21 protein-coding genes are annotated in these 19,082 nt (G+C 57.6%); 11 read left to right on the forward strand and 10 right to left on the reverse strand.

Annotated features, from left to right (window positions below; translation table 11 throughout):
* The first annotated feature begins 109 nt into the window (after positions 1 to 109).
* Positions 110 to 1,867: a lipid A export permease/ATP-binding protein MsbA gene (gene msbA / locus ABY734_RS16340; RefSeq protein ID WP_372780449.1), complete on the forward strand. Its 1,758-nt coding sequence runs from the start codon at positions 110 to 112 to the stop codon at positions 1,865 to 1,867.
* A gap of 265 nt (positions 1,868 to 2,132) precedes the next feature.
* On the opposite strand, the gene ABY734_RS16345 is transcribed toward msbA, so the two are convergent.
* The 3 genes from ABY734_RS16345 to ABY734_RS16355 are packed head-to-tail and all read right to left on the reverse strand — an operon-like array spanning position 2,133 to position 4,382.
* Complete coding sequence (locus tag ABY734_RS16345; protein WP_372780450.1) at positions 2,133 to 2,759, reverse strand: TetR/AcrR family transcriptional regulator; 627 nt, start codon at positions 2,757 to 2,759, stop codon at positions 2,133 to 2,135.
* Positions 2,760 to 2,763: 4 nt separating this feature from the next.
* The gene (locus ABY734_RS16350) at positions 2,764 to 3,684 is read right to left on the reverse strand and encodes an LLM class F420-dependent oxidoreductase (RefSeq protein WP_372780451.1); all 921 of its coding nucleotides are present in this window, start codon (positions 3,682 to 3,684) and stop codon (positions 2,764 to 2,766) included.
* The gene (locus ABY734_RS16355; RefSeq protein WP_372780452.1) at positions 3,684 to 4,382 is read right to left on the reverse strand and encodes a methyltransferase; all 699 of its coding nucleotides are present in this window, start codon (positions 4,380 to 4,382) and stop codon (positions 3,684 to 3,686) included. Before ABY734_RS16355 ends, ABY734_RS16350 begins: the two co-directional genes overlap by 1 nt.
* Before the next feature lie 78 nt (positions 4,383 to 4,460).
* Between ABY734_RS16355 and ABY734_RS16360 the strand changes: the two genes are divergently transcribed.
* A complete protein-coding gene (locus tag ABY734_RS16360; protein ID WP_372780453.1) occupies positions 4,461 to 4,841 on the forward strand; it encodes a cereblon family protein in 381 nt (126 codons plus the stop codon).
* A gap of 89 nt (positions 4,842 to 4,930) precedes the next feature.
* Positions 4,931 to 5,434: a DUF2244 domain-containing protein gene (locus ABY734_RS16365; protein WP_372780454.1), complete on the forward strand. Its 504-nt coding sequence runs from the start codon at positions 4,931 to 4,933 to the stop codon at positions 5,432 to 5,434.
* On the opposite strand, the gene ABY734_RS16370 is transcribed toward ABY734_RS16365, so the two are convergent.
* A complete protein-coding gene (locus tag ABY734_RS16370) occupies positions 5,431 to 6,270 on the reverse strand; it encodes a 2-keto-4-pentenoate hydratase (protein ID WP_372780455.1) in 840 nt (279 codons plus the stop codon). The two genes, ABY734_RS16365 and ABY734_RS16370, sit on opposite strands and share 4 nt — an antisense overlap.
* Positions 6,271 to 6,389: 119 nt before the next feature.
* Between ABY734_RS16370 and rimO the strand changes: the two genes are divergently transcribed.
* Genes rimO through ABY734_RS16390 form a run of 4 tightly spaced genes read left to right on the forward strand, consistent with a single transcriptional unit; the run spans position 6,390 to position 9,795 of the window.
* Positions 6,390 to 7,718: a 30S ribosomal protein S12 methylthiotransferase RimO gene (gene rimO / locus ABY734_RS16375; RefSeq protein WP_372780456.1), complete on the forward strand. Its 1,329-nt coding sequence runs from the start codon at positions 6,390 to 6,392 to the stop codon at positions 7,716 to 7,718.
* A gap of 2 nt (positions 7,719 to 7,720) precedes the next feature.
* Positions 7,721 to 8,431 (forward strand): 16S rRNA (uracil(1498)-N(3))-methyltransferase, encoded by a 711-nt coding sequence (locus tag ABY734_RS16380; protein ID WP_372780457.1) that lies wholly within the window; start codon positions 7,721 to 7,723, stop codon positions 8,429 to 8,431.
* Positions 8,428 to 9,261, forward strand: a complete 834-nt coding sequence (locus tag ABY734_RS16385) for a hypothetical protein (RefSeq protein WP_372780458.1) — start codon at positions 8,428 to 8,430, stop codon at positions 9,259 to 9,261. The genes ABY734_RS16380 and ABY734_RS16385 overlap by 4 nt, the downstream gene beginning before the upstream one ends.
* Positions 9,262 to 9,300: 39 nt before the next feature.
* Positions 9,301 to 9,795: a hypothetical protein gene (locus ABY734_RS16390; RefSeq protein ID WP_372780459.1), complete on the forward strand. Its 495-nt coding sequence runs from the start codon at positions 9,301 to 9,303 to the stop codon at positions 9,793 to 9,795.
* Here ABY734_RS16390 and ABY734_RS16395 read toward each other — a convergent pair whose 3' ends face one another.
* Both ABY734_RS16395 and ABY734_RS16400 read right to left on the reverse strand, forming a co-directional pair.
* Positions 9,796 to 9,990, reverse strand: coding sequence for a DUF1289 domain-containing protein (locus ABY734_RS16395; protein ID WP_372780460.1), 195 nt, complete (start codon positions 9,988 to 9,990; stop codon positions 9,796 to 9,798). It abuts the gene before it with no gap.
* Positions 9,990 to 10,847 carry an SDR family NAD(P)-dependent oxidoreductase gene (locus ABY734_RS16400; RefSeq protein ID WP_372780461.1) on the reverse strand — a complete coding sequence of 286 codons (858 nt, stop codon included), beginning with the start codon at positions 10,845 to 10,847 and terminating at the stop codon, positions 9,990 to 9,992. Before ABY734_RS16400 ends, ABY734_RS16395 begins: the two co-directional genes overlap by 1 nt.
* Before the next feature lie 58 nt (positions 10,848 to 10,905).
* Between ABY734_RS16400 and ABY734_RS16405 the strand changes: the two genes are divergently transcribed.
* On the forward strand, positions 10,906 to 11,796 hold the full coding sequence (locus ABY734_RS16405; RefSeq protein ID WP_372780462.1) for an alpha/beta hydrolase: 891 nt from the start codon (positions 10,906 to 10,908) through the stop codon (positions 11,794 to 11,796).
* 4 nt (positions 11,797 to 11,800) lie between these two features.
* Entirely contained in the window at positions 11,801 to 12,559 is a 759-nt protein-coding gene (locus ABY734_RS16410; protein WP_372780463.1) for a crotonase/enoyl-CoA hydratase family protein, read from the forward strand.
* Between the two features lie 22 nt (positions 12,560 to 12,581).
* On the opposite strand, the gene ABY734_RS16415 is transcribed toward ABY734_RS16410, so the two are convergent.
* The 3 genes from ABY734_RS16415 to ABY734_RS16425 form a co-directional block, all read right to left on the reverse strand.
* A complete protein-coding gene (locus ABY734_RS16415) occupies positions 12,582 to 13,184 on the reverse strand; it encodes a DUF502 domain-containing protein (RefSeq protein ID WP_372780464.1) in 603 nt (200 codons plus the stop codon).
* A 137-nt stretch (positions 13,185 to 13,321) separates the two neighbouring features.
* Positions 13,322 to 14,458 (reverse strand): acyl-CoA dehydrogenase family protein, encoded by a 1,137-nt coding sequence (locus tag ABY734_RS16420; RefSeq protein WP_372780465.1) that lies wholly within the window; start codon positions 14,456 to 14,458, stop codon positions 13,322 to 13,324.
* Between the two features lie 14 nt (positions 14,459 to 14,472).
* Positions 14,473 to 15,660, reverse strand: a complete 1,188-nt coding sequence (locus ABY734_RS16425; RefSeq protein WP_372780466.1) for an acyl-CoA dehydrogenase family protein — start codon at positions 15,658 to 15,660, stop codon at positions 14,473 to 14,475.
* Between the two features lie 226 nt (positions 15,661 to 15,886).
* Between ABY734_RS16425 and ABY734_RS16430 the strand changes: the two genes are divergently transcribed.
* Together ABY734_RS16430 and ABY734_RS16435 are read left to right on the forward strand one after the other, a co-directional pair.
* A complete protein-coding gene (locus ABY734_RS16430) occupies positions 15,887 to 16,321 on the forward strand; it encodes a Zn-ribbon domain-containing OB-fold protein (RefSeq protein WP_372780467.1) in 435 nt (144 codons plus the stop codon).
* A 13-nt stretch (positions 16,322 to 16,334) separates the two neighbouring features.
* Complete coding sequence (locus ABY734_RS16435) at positions 16,335 to 17,522, forward strand: lipid-transfer protein (protein ID WP_372780468.1); 1,188 nt, start codon at positions 16,335 to 16,337, stop codon at positions 17,520 to 17,522.
* A gap of 144 nt (positions 17,523 to 17,666) precedes the next feature.
* On the opposite strand, the gene ABY734_RS16440 is transcribed toward ABY734_RS16435, so the two are convergent.
* On the reverse strand, positions 17,667 to 19,082 hold a 1,416-nt coding region (locus ABY734_RS16440; RefSeq protein WP_372780469.1), incomplete at its 5' end, for a TonB-dependent receptor.

A 19,082-nucleotide genomic window follows, 5' to 3' on the forward strand; every position in this document is an offset into this window, starting at 1 on the left:
CTGGATAGCGCGGTCCCCTCCTAAGGGACAGGTCTCAGGTTCGAATCCTGACCGGGGCACCACTTTTCAATCGCGCTATAGTGGCGTCAAACGTCAGCGGAGAGCTCAATTGTCCAGTACGCAAGAACAGCAGGAAACAGGCTGGCAGATTTACCTGCGCCTGCTCAAGTACCTGAAACCGCTGATGCCGGCGTTTGCTGTCAGCATTGTCGGCTTTATGATTTTTGCCGCAACCACCCCAGCCCAGGCCAAGCTACTGGAGCTTCTGGTTGACGCCATTGAAAACAAGGACCACGACGCTCGCTACTATATCCCTCCGGCCATTGCCGGCGTTTACCTGATTAGAGGGATAGGCACCTTTCTCGGCAGTTATTTCATGGCGATGGTCGGCACCCGTATTGTAACGACCCTGCGTACTGAGATATTCAGCCACCTGATGCGCCTGCCGGTGAACTACTACGACGAGCAGAACAGCGGCCAGATCATCGCCCGCACCGTATTCAACACCGGCATGGTAACCGGCGCGGCTACTGACGCTATTCGCACCCTGATACGGGAAGGCTTTACCGTTATCGGTTTGCTGGCCTATGCTTTTTATCTCAACTGGAAGCTGTCACTGATCTTTTTTGCAGTCGCACCGTTTATCGGCATTATTGTCGCAAGTGTCGGCCGGAAACTGCGCAAGCTTTCCACCAAAGTGCAGGATTCTATCGCCGAAATCACACAGGTGTGTTCCGAGGCCATCGTCGGCAACCGCATGGTGAAAACCTTTCTCGGTGAAGAGCGGGAAACGGAGCGTTTCGTCAATGTAAACGAAAAGAACTACAAGCAGCAGATGAAGATGGTCAAAATCCAGGCGCTGAATACGCCGGTGATGCAGCTGATCATCGTTATCGCCATGGGCGCCATTGTCTTTCTGATCCTCGCCCCCGAATTCCTCTCACAAATGACCACCGGCCAGTACGTGGCCTATATCACCACCATTGGCCTGATTCCAAAACCCGTGCGCCAGCTCTCGGGCGTCAATGCAATGATTCAGAAAGGCATCGCTGCGGCGATCAATATTTTTGCCATGCTCGATCTGGCGCCGGAGAAAAACACCGGTACCAAGCGCATCGACAGCCTGCGCGGCGAAATTGTCGTACGCGACCTGAGCTTTGGCTACAGCGAAGACGACACTCCCGCTTTGCGCAATATCAATTTCACCGCTGACCCCGGCCAGGTAACGGCATTGGTCGGGCGTTCAGGCAGCGGCAAGTCGACGCTGGCTTCACTGATCGCCCGTTTCTACGACTACGACCAGGGTGAAATTTTGATCGATGGCGTAGACATTCGCGATTACGACCTCTACGACTACCGCGCCCAGCTCGGCATTGTTACCCAGAACGTCGTACTGTTTAACGACAGCATTGCCAACAATATCGCCTACGGTTGCAACGCTGCTTACGGTGATATGGAAGCCATTCGACGCGCGGCTGATGCCGCCCACGCCACAGAATTTATAGAGCGTCTGCCACAAGGCTTTGACACGCTGGTCGGTGAGAGCGGCGTAAAACTGTCCGGCGGTCAGCGCCAGCGCATTGCCATTGCCCGCACGCTGCTGAAGAACACGCCGCTGCTGGTGCTCGACGAGGCAACCTCAGCGCTGGATAACGAATCCGAGCGCGCCATTCAAACGGCTCTGACAGACTTCATGAAAAACCGCACCACACTGGTTATCGCCCACCGGCTATCGACCATCGTCAACGCCGATCAGATTCTGGTTATGGATGGCGGTGAGATTGTGGAGCGCGGCAGCCACGCTGAACTGATTGCCGAGAACGGCTATTACGCAACCCTCTACGAACAAGGCTTCGAGAATACTTAAGGCACCTCTGATTAATTCGGCGATAGCTCAGGCTTTGCGTTGATTTGCCTGGCAAGGCGCGGTTACGCAGGAAGGCTGGTTGCCTTTCAAGTGAGCGCAACGCAGTCAGGCGGATCAACGCAAAGCCCCGGAGGGCGGGCCTCTGGCGCACACTGGGCGTCGTTGCAGCGCTCGTCAAGGAGAGTAACCCTTGACCTTCGCACTGCGCCTTGCCAGTGCGCGCCAGAGGCTCCGCTGAGCCATTGCTGAATTAATCAGAGATGCCTTAAAGCAGCTGCGCGGTCACCATGCCGCACAGGCCCGCAATCAGGTTATCTTTAAAACTTTCAAGCTCACTTAAGTCGTGGCGACCTTCGCGCAGCCCGCGCTCAAAGGCCGCTACGCTGTGAATCATGCAGACGCCCAGCATTAATTGTCGCTGGTTGCGCTGCTCGTCCGTTCCGCTCATGCCAGCGTGAATACGCGCGCTGATGGTTTTCACACTCGCCTGCCAGGGCCGGGTTAAACTCGCCTCCGCCAGAAACTCGGGGTAGCTCACCTGCAGACGCGCCAGAAACTCAATATAGTGGCTGTCGAGTCCGGCTTGACGGATATGCTCCACCAGAGGAACCACCAGACAGCGCAGCAACGCAGCGACGTCCTCGCCCTTGCCATCCGCATCGCAGGCCTGCAGCAGGCTGGTTCGGTAGCTGTCGATCTGACTCATGCGAAATTCAAGGATGGCCGTGAACAGGCCTTCGCGATCACCGAAATGATATTGCATGGCGGCCACGTTTTTCTGGCCCGCCGTGCGCGCAATCTCCCGCAACGACACCGATTCAATACCCTTTCGGGCAAACAACTGTTCTGCCGTCAATATCAAGCGCTCGCGGGTTCCCTCCGGCGTGCTCATCGCGTCAGCCCGACAGTTCGCTGGCGAGAAAATCGATGGTCCGAGTCGCCTGTCCCGGCTCCAGCTCCAGTGCTGCGGCATTGAAGTCGGTCACTCCGGCCTCGCGCAGCGCCTGCAACTGACCACGCAAACTGGTCTCATCACCCACCAGCGCAATGTCGCCCGGCCCGGACGCACCTTCACGCTCCAACATTGCCTTATAGGACGGCAGCTGACCGTAAATGGCTAACTGCTCGGCAATCGCCGTGCGGGCTTCGTCAGGCTTGCTGGTCAACACGATGGGCAGGCCGGCAATGATGCGAGGCGCTGGTCGACCGGCTTCGTTGGCCGCCGCATTGATACCCGGCACAATATGGTTCGCCAGGGTTTTCGCGCCGGTCATCCAGGTAATGGTGCCCTCGGCCAAACGACCGGCAATTTTCAGCATACGCGGGCCCAGCGCCGCCACAATAACCGGCGGCTTGCTTGGCGCATCGTGCACCTTAAAGGCCGCATTAACCTTAAACTGTTCACCCGCATGCTCGGTCTGCTCGCCAGCCAACAGGGGTTGCAGCACCTGCAGGTACTCTTCCATATGACTCGCCGGCTTGCTGTAGTCCAGCCCGAACATGTCTTCGACCACAAATTTGTGGGACAGGCCGATACCCAGCACAAAGCGACCATTGGCCGCAGCCTGGCTGGTCAGCGCCTGTTGCGCCATCGCCACCGGGTGGCGCGGGTAGGTCGGCGTTACCGCCGTGCCCAATTCCAGTGACTGCGTGGACTGACCGATGATACCCAGGGTGCTGATCGCATCCAGCCCGAAAATATTCGGCATCCAGCAACTCGCAAAGCCCTTCGCCTCAACCTCTTTGGCAATGGCTGTCAGGTTGGCCAGTGTCACCTCAGGGCCGCTACTCAAGCCGATCTTGATTCCTATCTTCATTACTTGACTCTCTCTGGCTGGTTCGCAGGATGGTTGTGCCCGCCATGATACAGACTGACATGGGAAAATTCCTCGGATTCCGCCAGATCAGGCACCGTGAACGCCTGCTCACCGCCGAGCCTGACATAGCCCGGCTCTGAAAAATCCCGAATGCGCGAATCCGCCAGCAAGACGTCGTCGGCACGCTCCAGAAACGTCTTGAGCAGTGGCAAATTAGCGCGATCGTAGAGCACATCGGCGACAATCAACAGATCGCAGCGCTCTGTGTAATGATCGGCGTTGTCGATATAGCTCAGCGTAACGCCGTTGAGCTGGGCGTTGCATTGGCTTGCATAGAGCGCATCCGCATCGAGATCACAGGCGATAACGCGTTTAGCGCCCGCAAGGGCTGCCGCTATGGCGACCACACCCGAACCACAGCCAAAATCCATCACGGTTTTACCCGCTACCCACTGCGGGTTGTCGAGCACAAAACGCGCCAGCACTTGACCACTGGCCCAGCAAAAGCACCAGTAAGCCGGGTTATCCATCAGCCAGCGTACTTCATCGTCACTCAAGGCGTGCTGGGGGTAATCAGCATTGAGCAAATACAGCGAGATTTCCGGCACCAGCGGCAGCGACGTGGCCTCGATTCGGGCGCCGCGCACCGAGCGACTGACTCGCTCAATCAAATCGTGATTAAGAACTTGGCGCGACAAAGTCAGCCATCCTATACTGATTAACAGACTGGGTTGCCTTATTGGACAACCGTTTGGCAGCGGAGCATTGTAGCGACAATGGCCACTGAAGACACGATACTGCCCGGCTGGCTGGACGAGTGCCTCCAGCAGGAAGATCACCGCCCGGAGGATTACATCCTCTGCAGCCTTTGCCTGTCTCCAATAACGCACAAGCAGGCCAGGCTGAACGTGCAGGGTGCGCACGAGCACCGTGTAGTCAACCCGCACAACATCACCTTCCAGCTAGCCTGTTTTGAAGTGGCTCCCGGCTGCACCATCAGCGGCAATCCAACCCCCGCCTTCAGCTGGTTCCGCACCTTTTACTGGCAGTATGCGACCTGCAGCGAATGCCACGAACATATGGGCTGGTACTACGAGAACCCTGATGGCGACAGTTTTTTTGGCTTGATAATCAGCCGTCTCGCAATCTCCGGTTAAGCTGCGGGGGAAAGCGCGATTCAGACAAGCTTGGGCAGCTGCTCTGTCTGAGCATATGATAAAAATTCCAAAGACGGGGGCTACCCGGTGTGATTGAGCTGCAGAAAAATAACGACAGAGTCTGCCTGATTCTTCAGCCGAATTGCTCGGCTGACTGGCAGATGAACAAGCAGATCATTATTGGCGTCGGCCTGGTAAGCGCGCTGGTCGCCGGTAGCTTCGCCGCCATTGGCGCCTGGCTCATCCTCCCCTTTGCCGGGCTCGAAATCCTGGCGCTCAGCGGCTCCCTGTACTGGGTTAACCTGCACCAGAACTATCGCCAGATACTGTGGCTGGAACAGGGCCGACTCCGCATTGAAAAAGGCTACCATCGCCCCCAGCAAAGTTGGCAGTGGGCAATCAATGATGTGGCCGTGCACGTCTCTGACGACGACGCTGGCAGGGCACTCAGCATCAGCCTGAGCCAGGGTGCCAGCCAGGTAGAGATCGGCGAATTTCTGACCCGCGAAGACAGCCAGCAGCTATTGCTGACCCTGCGTCAACTGGGCTTGAATTTGCGCGGCTACAGCCAGCAGGAAAGCCTGCAGGCCTAATTGACCTGCAGCCGCAGGCGGCCCAGCTCGCTGAAATGAGCCTCGTAAAGCCCCGCTTCCAGAGGAAGCATCTCGCCCATCGCTCCGGTCAGCAGCACCTGTCCCGGTTGAATCACCCAGCCCTGTTCCACAAGGGTGTTGATCAGCCAGAACAGCGCTTTCCACTGGTTGCCCATGACCTGGGTCGCCTCCCCGCGCAGCACGCGCTTGCCATCATGACTTAGGTGGGCGCGCACGGCATTGATATCGACATCCCCGGGGCTCAACCCCTGCCCAAGCAAATAGGCCCGGGCGCCGACATTAGCGGCGACAATGGCTTCACCGGTCATCCCCACTTCACTATCGAAACCAAGATCAGGAATTTCCAGCGCCGGCATCACCTCTGACACCACAAACTGCACTTCGGACACATCGGCCAGCGGCTCGGGAATCAGGGTATTGATGCGAAAGGCCAGCTCCAGTTCGAGCATGGGCTTGCGAAAATCACTGCGCTGAATGACCGCCTTATCGCCGTCAAAGACAATGCCGGCTTCGGGCCAGAGCACACCGGCTACCGGCTCGCGCACATTAAATCGCTGCTGCCCCGCAGTACTGGTCAGGCCAGCCTTGAACCCTTCCGGAGCGCGGCCGTCCAGGGCCTTGAGAACGGCTGTACGTTGCTGACGATAGGCGCTATCGAGTGTAATCGCCTGTTCTGCCGTTACACTCAACCAGGGAACCTGAAATGGCCCCTGGGCGGGCGCCCTGTCCGCATCGTCCTGCACGGCCGGCAAGCTGCAGGCGGATAGCAACACTATGCCGGCAACCAGAATGAGGGTTTGTATACTACGGAACACGAAGGTTCTCCTGAATGTCACGGGTAGCCGCAACATGGCTGTCCACGCCATGCTCAGGTAGAATAGCGGCCCCGCGCCGCTGGCACGCACTACTCTATTTTGCTCAACCCGAGGTTTTTATGTCCAATTCGAAAGTCGGCTTTGTCAGTCTGGGCTGCCCCAAAGCGCTGGTCGACTCCGAGCGCATTCTCACGCAACTGCGCCTCGATGGCTATGACATAGTGCCCAGTTACGAAGACGCCGATGTGGTGGTGGTCAATACCTGCGGCTTTATTGACAGCGCCAAACAGGAATCGCTCGACGCTATTAACGAAGCTATTAATGAAAACGGTCGGGTTATTGTGACGGGCTGCATGGGCAAGGGCAAGGATGCCGAAACCATCCAGAAAGCCCACCCGAGCGTGCTGAGCGTGAGTGGCCCGGCGGACTACGAACAGGTGGTCGGCGCCGTACACCAGTATGTACCCACTGAAAAAAAAGCAGAGTACAACCCGCACATCGATCTGGTGCCAAACATCAAGCTCACCCCTCGACACTATTCCTACCTGAAGATTTCCGAAGGCTGCAACCACCGCTGCAGCTTCTGTATTATTCCGGCCATGCGGGGTGATCTGGTGTCGCGCCCCATCGCTGACGTGGTCACCGAAGCGAAACAGCTGGTGGCAAACGGCACCCGCGAACTGCTGGTGATTTCCCAGGACACCAGCGCCTACGGCGTTGACCTGAAATACAAACTCGACTTTGTCGATGGCAGTGCGCTGGAAACCCGCATGCAGGATCTGGCGCTTGCGCTGGGCGAACTCGGCGTGTGGGTGCGACTACACTACGTCTACCCCTATCCCCATGTCGACAAGGTGATCCCACTGATGGCCGAGGGCAAGATACTGCCCTACTTAGATATCCCCTTTCAGCACGCCAGTCCGCGCATTCTTAAATTAATGAAGCGCCCGGGCAATCAGGAGAAGACCCTGGAACGCATCAAGGCCTGGCGAGAGATCTGCCCGGATCTGGTGATCCGCTCCACCTTTATCGTCGGTTTTCCCGGTGAAACCGAAGACGATTTCCAGATGCTGCTGGACTGGCTCGAAGAAGCCCAGCTCGACCGGGTCGGTTGCTTTCAGTACTCCCCCGTCGACGGTGCTACTGCCAACGACCTGCCCGACCCAGTACCCGACGATATCAAACAGGAGCGCTGGGAGCGCTTTATGGAAACCCAGCAGCGTATTTCTGCCCATCGCCTGCAACAGCGCATCGGCCAGCAGCTGGAAGTACTGATTGATGTGGTCGACGACGAAGGCGCGATCGGCCGCAGCTATGCGGATGCTCCGGAAATCGATGGCAAGGTCTACCTAGACGGTATCACCCACCTGCAACCGGGCGATGCCCTGCTGGTCGACATTGTCGGCGCTGACGACTACGATCTCTGGGCTGTCCCCAGCGCCGCCTGAGCATGAACCTGCTGTTGCTCGAACCCGGCGAAGTTACGCCCGAAGGCACCGCTCTGCTGCGAGACCAGCGCCACCGCCATCTTCGCAAGGTGTTGGGATGCCAGCCGGGCGACACCCTTAAAGTGGGGCTGCTGGGCGGCCTCTGCGGCAGCGCAATTGTCGACGCGACCGACGAAAACCAAACCCGGCTTAGCCAGATTGTTTGCCAACAAGCGCCACCGGCCAAATTGCCCCTTACCCTGATACTGGCCCTGCCCCGCCCCAAGGCCGCGCGCCGCATTTGCCGCACGGCTGCGGAGCTGGGAATCGAACATCTGGTTCTGCTGAACAGCTACCGGGTGGAAAAATCCTACTGGCAAAGCCCGCTGCTCAGTGAAGCGCGCATTCTCGAGTATTTTTACGAGGGGCTGGAGCAGGCCGGCGATACGGTGCTGCCGACACTGCAGATTGAAAAACGCTTCAAACCCTTTGTAGAGGACCAATTGCCGGCCATGCTGACGGGCAAGCGGGCACTGCTGGCCCACCCCTACGCAGCTGAAAGCGCCCAGGGCAGCGATACACCCACCGTGCTGGTCGTCGGCCCTGAAGGCGGTTTTATTCCCTATGAAATCGACAAGCTGTGCGAGGCGGGCATGAGCGGCATCACCTTGGGCGAGCGCATTCTGCGGGTAGAGAGTGCCGTCCCCACCCTGTTGGCCAAACTGTTCCCGTGAAAATCATCCTCAGCCGCAAGGGGTTTGACTCCTCGGCGGGGGGCTACCCAAGTCCGATACTACCGGACGGCCGATTACTGTCGCTGCCGATCCCCGATCAGCAATCGCCTGTCACCTACGATGATATCGACCTGCCCACCAATATCGTCAGCGATCTTACCGGCAACAAAATCAGTGGCCATGACGGCGCCCACCTCGACCCGGATGTTTTGCCTGAATCAACAAAGCGGCAGGTGGGTTGGCGATCGCTGTTCGGTCAGTTCGGCGCGGCGCAAAGCCATTTGCGCAATCAGGGCGTTGGGCCGGGTGACCTGTTTCTGTTTTTCGGGTTGTTTCGCCGCTCGGAACACAAAGACGGACGCTGGCAGTGGTCGAAAACACCGCCTAAACACGTGCTGTGGGGTTGGCTGCAGATAGCCGAAGTCTGGTCTGCTGAAACGACCAGGCTGCCTGACTGGGCACAATCCCACCCCCATGCCGGGCGCGAAGATTTAGCGGGTAATACGCTATACCTCGCAAGGCGCCAACTGAAACTGCCGGGGCTCGCTCATCCGTTGCCCGGCGCCGGGGCATTCCCCAACTTCAAACCAGAGCTCCAGCTGACGGCGCCCGATGCCCGCAACGTGTCACAGTGGCGCCTGCCGCGGTGGTTTTACCCCTCGCAAGGACGGCCCCCTTTAAGCTATCATCAGCGTCCTGAGCGCTGGCAGCAAAAACCTCGCTGGTGCGAGCTGCAGGCCGCCGCCAGAGGGCAGGAATTTGTTCTCGACAGCGCCCATTACCCTCAGGCAAATCGCTGGGTTCGACAACTGATAAGTAACCACTGCTGACAGGAAGGCATGCTGAAATTCACGAGACTTCTGTATTTTGTGAGCGATCATCTGCCCTGCAAAATCATCCGTGGGGACAAAAAGCACCCCTATCTTGAGCGCTATTATCTTTGCTCAGTCTTTGGCCGCCGCTTCTACCTGCACCGCTTCCTCGGCGGCGATGTCGACGAGGCGCTGCACAACCACCCCTGGCGAAAATCCTGTTCCTGGCTGCTGACCGGCGGTTATCAGGAATTCATTTCCCGCCGCAAAAGCCCCGATGATTATTCCGGCTTGAGCATTACATCGCGCAAACTGAAAGCCGGTAGTATCAATCGTATCGACAGCGACTGTCTGCATCGCATTGTGAAGGCCAAACCGGAAACCTGGACGGTGTTTTGGCACACTATTCCCCGTGTCCAACCCTGGGGTTTTGTGGTGGATGAGGAAGACGGCGCAACCCACTTTGAAGAGTACGCCAATGGTCGCGGCCCGGACTGGTACAAACGCGCTCCCAGAGGTAAACACTGCAGCGAGCGGCTGGCCTTCCAGTAGCTAGTCAGTTCGCCGCCGCGCCTCACAGCGGGTCAGAATTGCACGTTTTTCGTCGGCACTGGCGGAATGCCAGTCCAGTATCTCGCGCAGCGAACGCTTGCAGCCCATGCAGATATCCTTGTCGTCGAGACAACAGTTGCGCACACAGGGCGAGGGAAGATCATCTTCCGGGTCTACAGACTCCTCGCCGGTCACTAGCTGTCCTCATCCGCTTTAGCGACCTCTTCAAGGTATTGTTCAGGTGTCTCGTCGTTGAGAAAATTCCGAATGGCGTGCTGGGCGACCGCGGCCACGGCCTGCTCGCGTGGCAGGCTGTTCAGATGCCCCTGACCGTCTCGATTAGGCATGCCACAGAGGTGACTCGGGTCTTTACCCAGCGCCGCCAGACCTTCATCAGCCACCTCAGCGGGTGTCTGATAAACGCTGTGTTTGCCTTCACCCCGCTCTACCGCTTCGATAATTGCCGGCGACAGGGTCATGCCCGCGATACAGGCCAAAACATGCACATTGTAGGGTTTGAATTCGTACCAGAGCGATTCGGCCAGCACGATACTGTAAGCCTTGGTCGCCGCATAGTGGGCATAGAATGGTGCGCCCTGCAGACCTGAACCGGATGACATCAGCACGATGCCGCCCCGCTTACGCGCCAGCATCGGCCGGGCGTAATGGTAAATCAGGGTCAATGGCGACAGCATATTGACTTGAGCCCGGGTCAGCTCGATTTCCAGATTGGTATCGGCTTTATAAAAGGGCCCAACATCCGCCATCGCCGCGTTGTACACCAGCAAGCCAATTTCTCGATCACCGACGGCTTTGGCGATCGTGGAGAGACAATCCGCGTGCCCGAGATCAGCCACCACCGGGTGACAGGTCACTCCCAGCTGCTCTTCCAGTTCGCGACAGGTTTCGTTGAGCTGGTCTGCCTCCCGATCAATCAGAACAAGATCCAAGCCCTCCTGCCCAAGACGCTCGGCCCAGGCGCGACCAATGCCCTGCGCAGCCCCGGCAATCATGACCCAGGGGCCGTATTGTGCTTTCAGATTCCCACCCATTGTGCTGTACTCACTGCTTGCTGTTATTTTCGTTTAAAACAATAGCCCAAGAATTCGAATGACGCTTAGCGATAATTACCAACAACTGCGTGCGGCACTTGTCCCCGGCCTTGCCAATCCTGACGACCCGCTACCTCTGGTGCGCGACAAAATGCACGCAGTGCACCCCACCGATGTTCCGGCTGATGCCACGGTCACCGAACTGGCAGACTACCCGGTTCGAAGTGTCAGCGTACAAACCCCGCAGGTCAAAAATCGTGACAGCGCGGTAATGATGGTTCATGGCGGCGCCTTTGTCTCCACCGGTATAGAACACTACATACCCTACGCAGCCGCGCTATCGCGCTACTTTCGTAGGCAGATCGTGGTATTCGACTATCGCCTGGCGCCAGAGCACCCCTTCCCCGCCGCGCTGGACGATAGCCTGAATGTCTATCGCCGCCTTCTGGAACGTTTTGACGCCAGCCGCCTGGCCATTATCGGCGATTCCTGTGGCGGTGGTATTGCACTGAGTCTGTTGTGTGAACTGCGCGAACAAAATATTCCACTGCCCGCCGCTTACGCAGGTCTGAGCCCCTGGCTTGACCTGACCATGAGCGGTGACGCGGCACTGAACGATACCGGCGACGATCCTTTTGTCTGCGCTGAGTGGATTCGCCAGCGCGGTCGCGACTACGCGGCCGCCACGCCACTTGATCACCCGCAGCTTTCGCCACTGTACGCTGACTTTTACGGTCTGCCACCGCTCTATTTCGCCACCGGCGGCGAAGACATCACCCGTGACGATTCGCGCCGTGCCCATCAAAAAGCCTGCGCCCAGAATCTAGTCAGTGAACTCGATATGCCACCACACATGATTCACGGCTATCACGGTCTCAGCGCGCTTGCCCCGGAGTGTGCCGCTGGCTGCGAGCGTCTTGCCACTTTTCTGAATCGCTATCTGGACTAAGCCCATGGTTGAGTTTGATGTCAAAGGGGCTATAGCCCTGATTACCCTGAATCGCCCGGACTGCCGCAATGCTATCGATACAGCGACGGGCATTGCCCTGTTTGATGCCGTCAAGCGCTTCGAGGCCGACGAAGCCTTGAAGGTTGCGGTGCTGACCGGTGCCGGTGGTCACTTTTGCGCCGGCGCCGACCTTAAAGCATTGAACAACGACGTGACCTGGAATCCCGACTTTGGTCATGGCCCGCTGGGCCCCACCTGGCATACTCCAGGCAAACCGGTGATTGCCGCCGTCGAAGGCTACGCGGTAGCCGGTGGCTTGGAACTGGCCCTGTGGTGCGACCTTCGGGTTGCCGCCGACAGCGCGGTATTTGGTGTGTTTTGCCGGCGCTGGGGGGTCCCGCTGATTGATGGCGGCACCGTGCGCCTGCCCCGCCTGATCGGCGAAAGTCGCGCCATGGATTTGATTCTGACCGGGCGCGCAGTGACCGCCGACGAAGCCTATAGCATCGGGCTTGCCAATCGGCGCTGCGCCGATGGCGAGGCACTCACTGCCGCGATTGAGCTGGCGGAGCAGATAGCCTCCCACCCGCAGGCCTGCATGTTGTCGGATCGGCGCTGTGTTCAGGAAGCGGCTGGCAAACCCTTCCCTGACGCGATGAATACCGAAGGCACACTGGGCTGGGACTATCTTCAGTCTCGCGGTTTTGCTGAGGGGGTAGCCAAGTTTGTTGGCGGTGCTGGCCGTCACGGCGAGGGTAGCTGAGCCTAACGACGCCACTCAGCGCTTAGTGCTTATCGCGCTTTTCGGAAATCACACCACCGCTTAATACCAACTGCAGGGCGTCGGCCGGGCTCAAATCCAGAGGCCGGGTATATTTTTTCGGCACAATCAGTGTGTAACCACCCACCTGATAACTCATCGGCAGATACACCGCAATCTCATCGTCCTTCAGCTCGCTGGCAATGGTATTGCCATTGCCTTTTTTGTTAACGGTGACAATGCCGATCAGGCTGGTTTCGGTGCCCGGCAGTTCCACCATCACCACCGATTCTTCCGCAAACTTTTTGCCGCCCATGATATCCATCACTTCTTTCAGGGCACCGTAAACTTGTTTGAGTACAGGAAGGCGTTCAAGAATGCGCCCCGGCAAGCCCCAGAAAAAATCCGCCGCCGGCCAGCGGGAACTGAAACCAATAAGCGCCGTGAACACCACAATAAGAATAATGGCCATGCCGGGAAAATAGGCGCTGCCCAATACGACCTTGAGAGGCGCCGACAGCCAGGACTCCATGGTCTTGAAAACCCAGATCGTGATCTGGATTGAAATCACCACCGGCAGCAGCACCATAAGTCCGCGGAAAAATGCCGCGCTGAAATTACGCATCATGGGAATGTTCGTCCGGGTTCAAAAACCACGATGGAAGCACAGCGCCGCGCAGGGGAGCAAGCAAAGCTTTTGGAAATGCGACGCGTTTGGAAGGGAGAGTGGCCGCACGCCTGTCTTCAGGCGTGCGGCCGAAGGGCTTACTGGCAGTAGGCCTCACCCGCCGCCACACGCTTGCCCAGCGCTGCCAGGTTCTTGGCTGAACTACCCAGCATCATCTCGTTGTGACGCATCCAGGTGCAATAGCGCCAGAGCGGGTAGTCACGATCAATCCCCATGCCGCCGTGCAGGTGCTGAGAGGCATAGCTGACCCGGTGCCCCACATCACCCGCCCAGATTTTGGCAATCTGCACTTCGTTGGTGGCGCTGAGCCCAATGGCCAGTCGGCTGACCGCCTGATAGGCATTCAAACGCAGGCACTCTACATCGATAAAGCAATTGGCAGCACGGTGACCGACCGCTTGGAAAGTCGCAATCGGCACGCCAAACTGCTTGCGCTCGGCGGTGTAGCTGGCCGTCATGCGCATCGCGCAATCGGTAACGCCCACCTGATGGGTACACAGTGCTGCGGTTGTGCACTCAGTCAGCCACTGCATCACGCTGGCCCCCTTATCCGCTGCGGCCAGCACATCGTCGGCAGCAACGACAACGTCTTTCAGAACCACTTCGTATTGCGGCTCAAAGGTTGTCACTTTCATTTCATTCAACGTGACACCTTGCGCCTTCGGGTCAACCAGCAGCACAACAACACCGCCTTCGGTTTTCGCTGATACAATCATGCGCTCGGCGCGATGCGCAAAGGGCACACACAGCTTTATACCGGAAACGCTGTAACCACCGTCTTTCGCAACCGCTGAGGTCAGTTGCGGGCTGGCAGGATTCTCGTTGAATTTTTCCATCAGTGCGGCCGTCAGCAGAGTTTTGCCAGACACCACCCCCGGCAATAAACGCTGCTTCTGTTCATCGCTGCCAAACTTTTGAATCGGCAGTGCACCGGACACCAACGCGGGAATCACCGGCGCGGGCGCTATGCTGCGACCCACCTCTTCGACCAGTAAGCCGAGCTCCATAAAACCAAAGCCCATACCGCCGTAGGCTTCGTCGATAGCAACGCCCAGCAGACCCGCTTCCGCCAGTTTGCCCCAGAGGGCTTCATCAAAGCGCTCGCCCGCATAATCGTCGCTGGCCTTTAGGGTTTCCGGAGACACCAGATCGGTAAAAATCTGCCGCGCCAGGTTTTGCACATCACGTTGTTCTTCGCTGAATCCAAAATTCATTTATCTGTCCTCGCTTAGCGTGTCGCGCGGGGCATCCACAGGCCCGCTGCGGAAATAATATCCCGTTGGATTTCATTGGTGCCGCCACCGAAGGTGATGATGGAAGCCGTGCGGTACAAACGCTCAACCCGCGACGCATGCTGCTCGGCGTTGGGCGAGTGCTCGCTGACCAGTGACATCTGCTCCATAACCTCGCCAAGCGCGCGATACACTTCGATAAAAAATTCGGACCCGTAAACCTTCGCGGCTGAGGCATCAGCCATATCCAGGGTGCCTTCGGTCATGGCCCAAGCCTGCTTGTAGCAGACCAGTTTCAAGGCTTCGACCCCGGCCCGCACTTTCGCCAGATTCATCTGTACCCAGGGCTGGTCTATAAGTTTGCCGCCTTCGGGCAGCTCGGTTTCCTGGGCCCACTTGACCACGCCGTTGAACAGTTGCTGGGTAGGGCCACAGTTCACCAGGCTCAGACGCTCGCGATTCAACTGTCCGGTAATCAGCTTCCAGCCCTTGTTGAGCTCACCCACCAGGGCATCGTCGGTGACGCGGATATTGTCGTAATAGGTCGCATTGGTGCGGACACCGCCCAGGGTCACGACGGGTGTAGCGCTCCAGCCCGGATCGGAGGTCGGCACCAGAAACATGGAAATGCCACGGTGGGGTTTTTCGGCGTTTTGATCGGTGCGGCAAGCCAACCATACGTAGTCACAGAAGTGAGCCAGTGAGGTCCACATTTTCTGACCGTTGATTACCCACTCATCGCCCTCTTTAACGGCGGTCGTTTTCAGGCGGGCAAGATCGGTACCGGCACCGGGCTCGGAATAACCAATGGCGATCAGGCATTCACCAGTCAGGATTTTGGGAACGATATTGGCCTTCTGCCATTCGTTGCCGTGCTCGGCCAGCTGCGGACCTACCGATTCAGTCGTAAGAAAGGGAAAGGGGTAGCCGGCACGCATAACCTCTTCCACAAAAATAAACTGCTCGATCGGGCTCATGCCGCGGCCGCCAAGCTCCTTGGGCCAGCCCACACCAATCCAGCCGTCGCGCCCCATTTTCAGCAGGGCCTCGCGCCACAGCGGGCCACCACCCTCACCCATATCCCGATCGCACTCGATTTTCAGTTCGGGCGTCATCAGCTCGTTGAAATAGGCCCGCAACTCGGTGCGCAGGGCTTCCTGTTCCGGCGTAAATTCGACTTTCATTACTCGTCCTCGTGAGCCACGACAAAACACCATCATAGGCACTGTTGTAGACAGAACAATAGCGATTCCTTTCAAAGCACTGACATATCCAATCAACCGGCACTGACCGGAAGCTTCACCCAAACGGCGTATTGGGCCAGTAAAGTGGCCGGATTCGCTGTTGTTCACTGAGACTGGAAGCTAGTATGGTCGCCTATTGGTAAAAACTCGCCCGGAGACCCTCTGAATGAGTGCAAAACCCGTTAATGCCGCCATCGAAGGCTGGCATACCCTGAACACTGACAAGCCCCAGCTGCTGGGCAGTCGCTGCGACAGCTGTGGCACCTATTACTTTCCGAAAATGCTGAAATACTGCCGCAACCCCGGCTGCGACAGCTCCGATTTCAGCGAAGTCCCGCTGAGCCGGACCGGCAAAATCTGGTCTTACACCAATGCCTGTTACAAGCCGCCGGAACCCTTCGTCGCTGACGACCCGTTTGTACCCTACGCCATTGCCGCAGTTGAGCTGGCCGAGGAGCAGATGATCGTTTTGGGACAAGTGATTAAAGGCGTGGATGTCGACCAACTGAAGGTCGGCATGGACGTGGAACTGGTATTGGAAACCCTGCACGAGACCGAGGAAGACACCAAGGTTACGTGGAAGTGGAAACCGGTCGCGTAAGGGAGAAGATGTAATGAGTAATGATATCGCCATTCTCGGCGTCGGCATGCACCCCTGGGGCAAATGGGGCAACAACTTTGTAGAGTACGGCGTGCACGCAGCCCGTGCCGCCATTGCCGATGCGGGCATTGATTGGAAAGACGTGGGCTTCGTCTCCGGAGCTGCGACCATGCGCAACGGCTACCCCGGTTATGTGGCCGGTGCCACCTTTGCCCAGGCACTGGGCTGGCAGGGCGCGGAAGTCAACACCTCCTACGCCGCCTGCGCCTCCGGTTCGCAGGCACTGGCCGCCGCCCGCACCAAGATTCTCAGCGGCGAATGCGAAGTCGCGCTGGTGGTTGGCGCCGACACCACACCCAAGGGCTTTCTGGCTCCCGCCAAAGGCTACCGCCCGGAAGATCCGGACTGGGTGCGTTTTTATCTGGGCATCACCAACCCAACATATTTTGCCCTCTACGCCCGTCGACGCATGGATGTCTACGGCGACACCGAAGAAGATTTTGGCTTGGTTAAAGTCAAAAACAGCGAGCACGGTTTTACCAACCCCAATGCTCGCTACAAGAAAAAATTCACCCTGGACGATGTGGCTCAATCGGCCATGGTTGCCGATCCCCTGCGCTTGCTCAATGTCTGCGCCACCTCCGACGGCGGTGCGGCCATGATCGTCTGCAGCATGGATTACGCCAAGAAAATGGGTAAAGGCGATGCGGTCAAGGTTGCAGCCATTTCCACCGTCACGCCCACCTTCGCCAGTGAAGTAGTGGAAATGCCCGATATCTCTACCGACTCAGCAGCGGCCGCTGGTGTTGAAGCTCATCGCTTCCGCGCCTCACTGCCGGTAAAAGCCTACGAGGAAGCGGGTATTGGCCCGGAAGATGTCAGCGTGGCGGAAGTCTACGACCTTTCTTCTGCGCTGGAGCTGGACTGGTACGAAGACCTGCAGTTCTGTAAACGCGGCGAAGCGGCGCAGCTGGTGCGCGAAGGCGTTACCAAACTCGGCGGCCGCCTGCCGGTCAACACCTCCGGTGGTCTGGCTTGCTTTGGTGAAGCCGTTCCCGCTCAGGCGCTGGCGCAGGTTTGTGAATTGACCTGGCAGCTGCGCGGTCAGGCCGGTGATCGTCAGGTAGATAATGCCAAGGTGGGTATTACCGCGAATCAGGGCCTGTTTGGTCACGGCTCTTCGGTGATTGTGAAGCGTTAATTAAACCCGCTTAAACGCAAAAGCCCGCAGATGCGGGCTTTTTTGTATCTGCCGTCATTGCGAGCAGAGCGAAACGATCTCATCACATTTGCAAAGGACTGCAAGAGATTACTTCGCTGGCGCTCGCAATGACGGGGATCTCCACTAGAACTGCAGGGTCACATCAAGGCCGTAACTGACAGGCTCACCAAAGTAACCACTGTGGAAATAAGCCTGACTGATGTCGTGCACCAGATACTCCTCGTTCTCCAGGTTTTTACCCCACAGCGCAACCGCCATCTCAACCCCACCCAGATCAATCTCGGACCAGTTCAGACGCGCGCCCACCAGACCGTAGTCGTCGAGGAAAAAGCCTTCGATATCGTCGTTGCTGGCGGTACCAAAGCGCTCATCGCGCCAGGTGTAATCTACAGTTGCCCGCAGGTTGCCAATGCCGAAATACGGGAACTGATACTCCAGTACCACACTGTAAGTGTGCTCCGGCGCGTAGGGCATGATATAGCCGCTGCTGATATCCTGCTGGAAAGTATCCGAGTTGGGATTGTTGTCGATAACCTCAACAAAGTTCGCGTCCGTGTAGCCGTAGCCCAGATTCAGGGTCAAACCTTCGCTCAGAATAGCCGTCAGGTCCATTTCAAAACCGCTGATCTCTGCCTCACCGGCGTTGAACACATCGGTCAGGAACACCGCCGTGTTATCCAGAATCTGCTGAATCTGCATATCGGTGTAGTCACTCTGGAAAGCCGCCGCATTCAAACGCACGCGGTTATCGAACAGCGTGGATTTGATACCCACTTCGTAGCTGACCATTTCCTCTTCATCGAACGCAGGCTGAAAACCACCCTCGGTGGAACGCACATTGAAACCGCCGGATTTGTAGCCGGTGACGACTTTGGCATAGGTACTCACCTGATCGTTGAGATCATAGGAAACGGTCAAGCTGGGATTGAAGTTACTCCAGCTGTCACAGGCGTCCTGGGTATTGTTGGGTGAGTTGGTGAAATTGATGCTGAACTTCTTCGCACAGCGATCATCCTCGGTATAACGCGCGCCCAGAGTAAGGCTCAAGTCGGACTGCACAGCCCAGGTCATTTGTCCGTAAATCGCCCAGGCCTCATTTTCAGAGGTGATTTCGCGATTCTCGGCAACGGAACCGGCAACCGTATCCACTTCGCGCTCAAAACCATTTTCCTTGAAGTAGTACAAACCGGACACGTAACTCAGGCTGTCGCTGATATCGCCAACCAGTTGCAGCTCCTGTGAGGACTGGTCCTGATCGATATTGACCACCACGTCGAACCACTCCACACCGGCGCCGTAATCCATTACGACATCTTCGGACACTTCACGGTAGGCGGAGATGGATTTCAGCGTGCCGAAGGGCAGTTCCCAGGTCACCGTCAGAGCGTGACCACTGACCTCGGTCACTGAGTCTTCTACCGGCACATCCCATTCACCCTTGCTCAGGCGCTTTTCACTGGCGCGCTCGCGAAACTGGGGTGTAAACAGGTTGGTGACAATCAGGTCCGCCTGCAAGGCGTTAATATCATCCTGGGAGGC

The sequence above is a fragment of the Litorivivens sp. genome, assembly GCF_041624475.1.
In the GTDB taxonomy this organism is placed as follows: Bacteria; Pseudomonadota; Gammaproteobacteria; order Pseudomonadales; family Spongiibacteraceae; genus Litorivivens.

What these genes read in the sequence shown, in the direction of transcription:
- ABY734_RS16350 (WP_372780451.1), bottom strand. Translation starts at nt 3,684, where the DNA reads ATGAAGATAGGAATCAAGATCGGCTTGAGTAGCGGCCCTGAGGTGACA.
- ABY734_RS16420 (WP_372780465.1), bottom strand. Translation starts at nt 14,458, where the DNA reads ATGAATTTTGGATTCAGCGAAGAACAACGTGATGTGCAAAACCTGGCG.
- rimO (WP_372780456.1), top strand. Translation starts at nt 6,390, where the DNA reads ATGTCCAATTCGAAAGTCGGCTTTGTCAGTCTGGGCTGCCCCAAAGCG.
- ABY734_RS16360 (WP_372780453.1), top strand. Translation starts at nt 4,461, where the DNA reads ATGGCCACTGAAGACACGATACTGCCCGGCTGGCTGGACGAGTGCCTC.
- ABY734_RS16425 (WP_372780466.1), bottom strand. Translation starts at nt 15,660, where the DNA reads ATGAAAGTCGAATTTACGCCGGAACAGGAAGCCCTGCGCACCGAGTTG.
- ABY734_RS16415 (WP_372780464.1), bottom strand. Translation starts at nt 13,184, where the DNA reads ATGATGCGTAATTTCAGCGCGGCATTTTTCCGCGGACTTATGGTGCTG.
- ABY734_RS16405 (WP_372780462.1), top strand. Translation starts at nt 10,906, where the DNA reads ATGACGCTTAGCGATAATTACCAACAACTGCGTGCGGCACTTGTCCCC.
- ABY734_RS16410 (WP_372780463.1), top strand. Translation starts at nt 11,801, where the DNA reads ATGGTTGAGTTTGATGTCAAAGGGGCTATAGCCCTGATTACCCTGAAT.
- ABY734_RS16430 (WP_372780467.1), top strand. Translation starts at nt 15,887, where the DNA reads ATGAGTGCAAAACCCGTTAATGCCGCCATCGAAGGCTGGCATACCCTG.
- ABY734_RS16380 (WP_372780457.1), top strand. Translation starts at nt 7,721, where the DNA reads ATGAACCTGCTGTTGCTCGAACCCGGCGAAGTTACGCCCGAAGGCACC.
- ABY734_RS16400 (WP_372780461.1), bottom strand. Translation starts at nt 10,847, where the DNA reads ATGGGTGGGAATCTGAAAGCACAATACGGCCCCTGGGTCATGATTGCC.
- ABY734_RS16435 (WP_372780468.1), top strand. Translation starts at nt 16,335, where the DNA reads ATGAGTAATGATATCGCCATTCTCGGCGTCGGCATGCACCCCTGGGGC.
- ABY734_RS16345 (WP_372780450.1), bottom strand. Translation starts at nt 2,759, where the DNA reads ATGAGCACGCCGGAGGGAACCCGCGAGCGCTTGATATTGACGGCAGAA.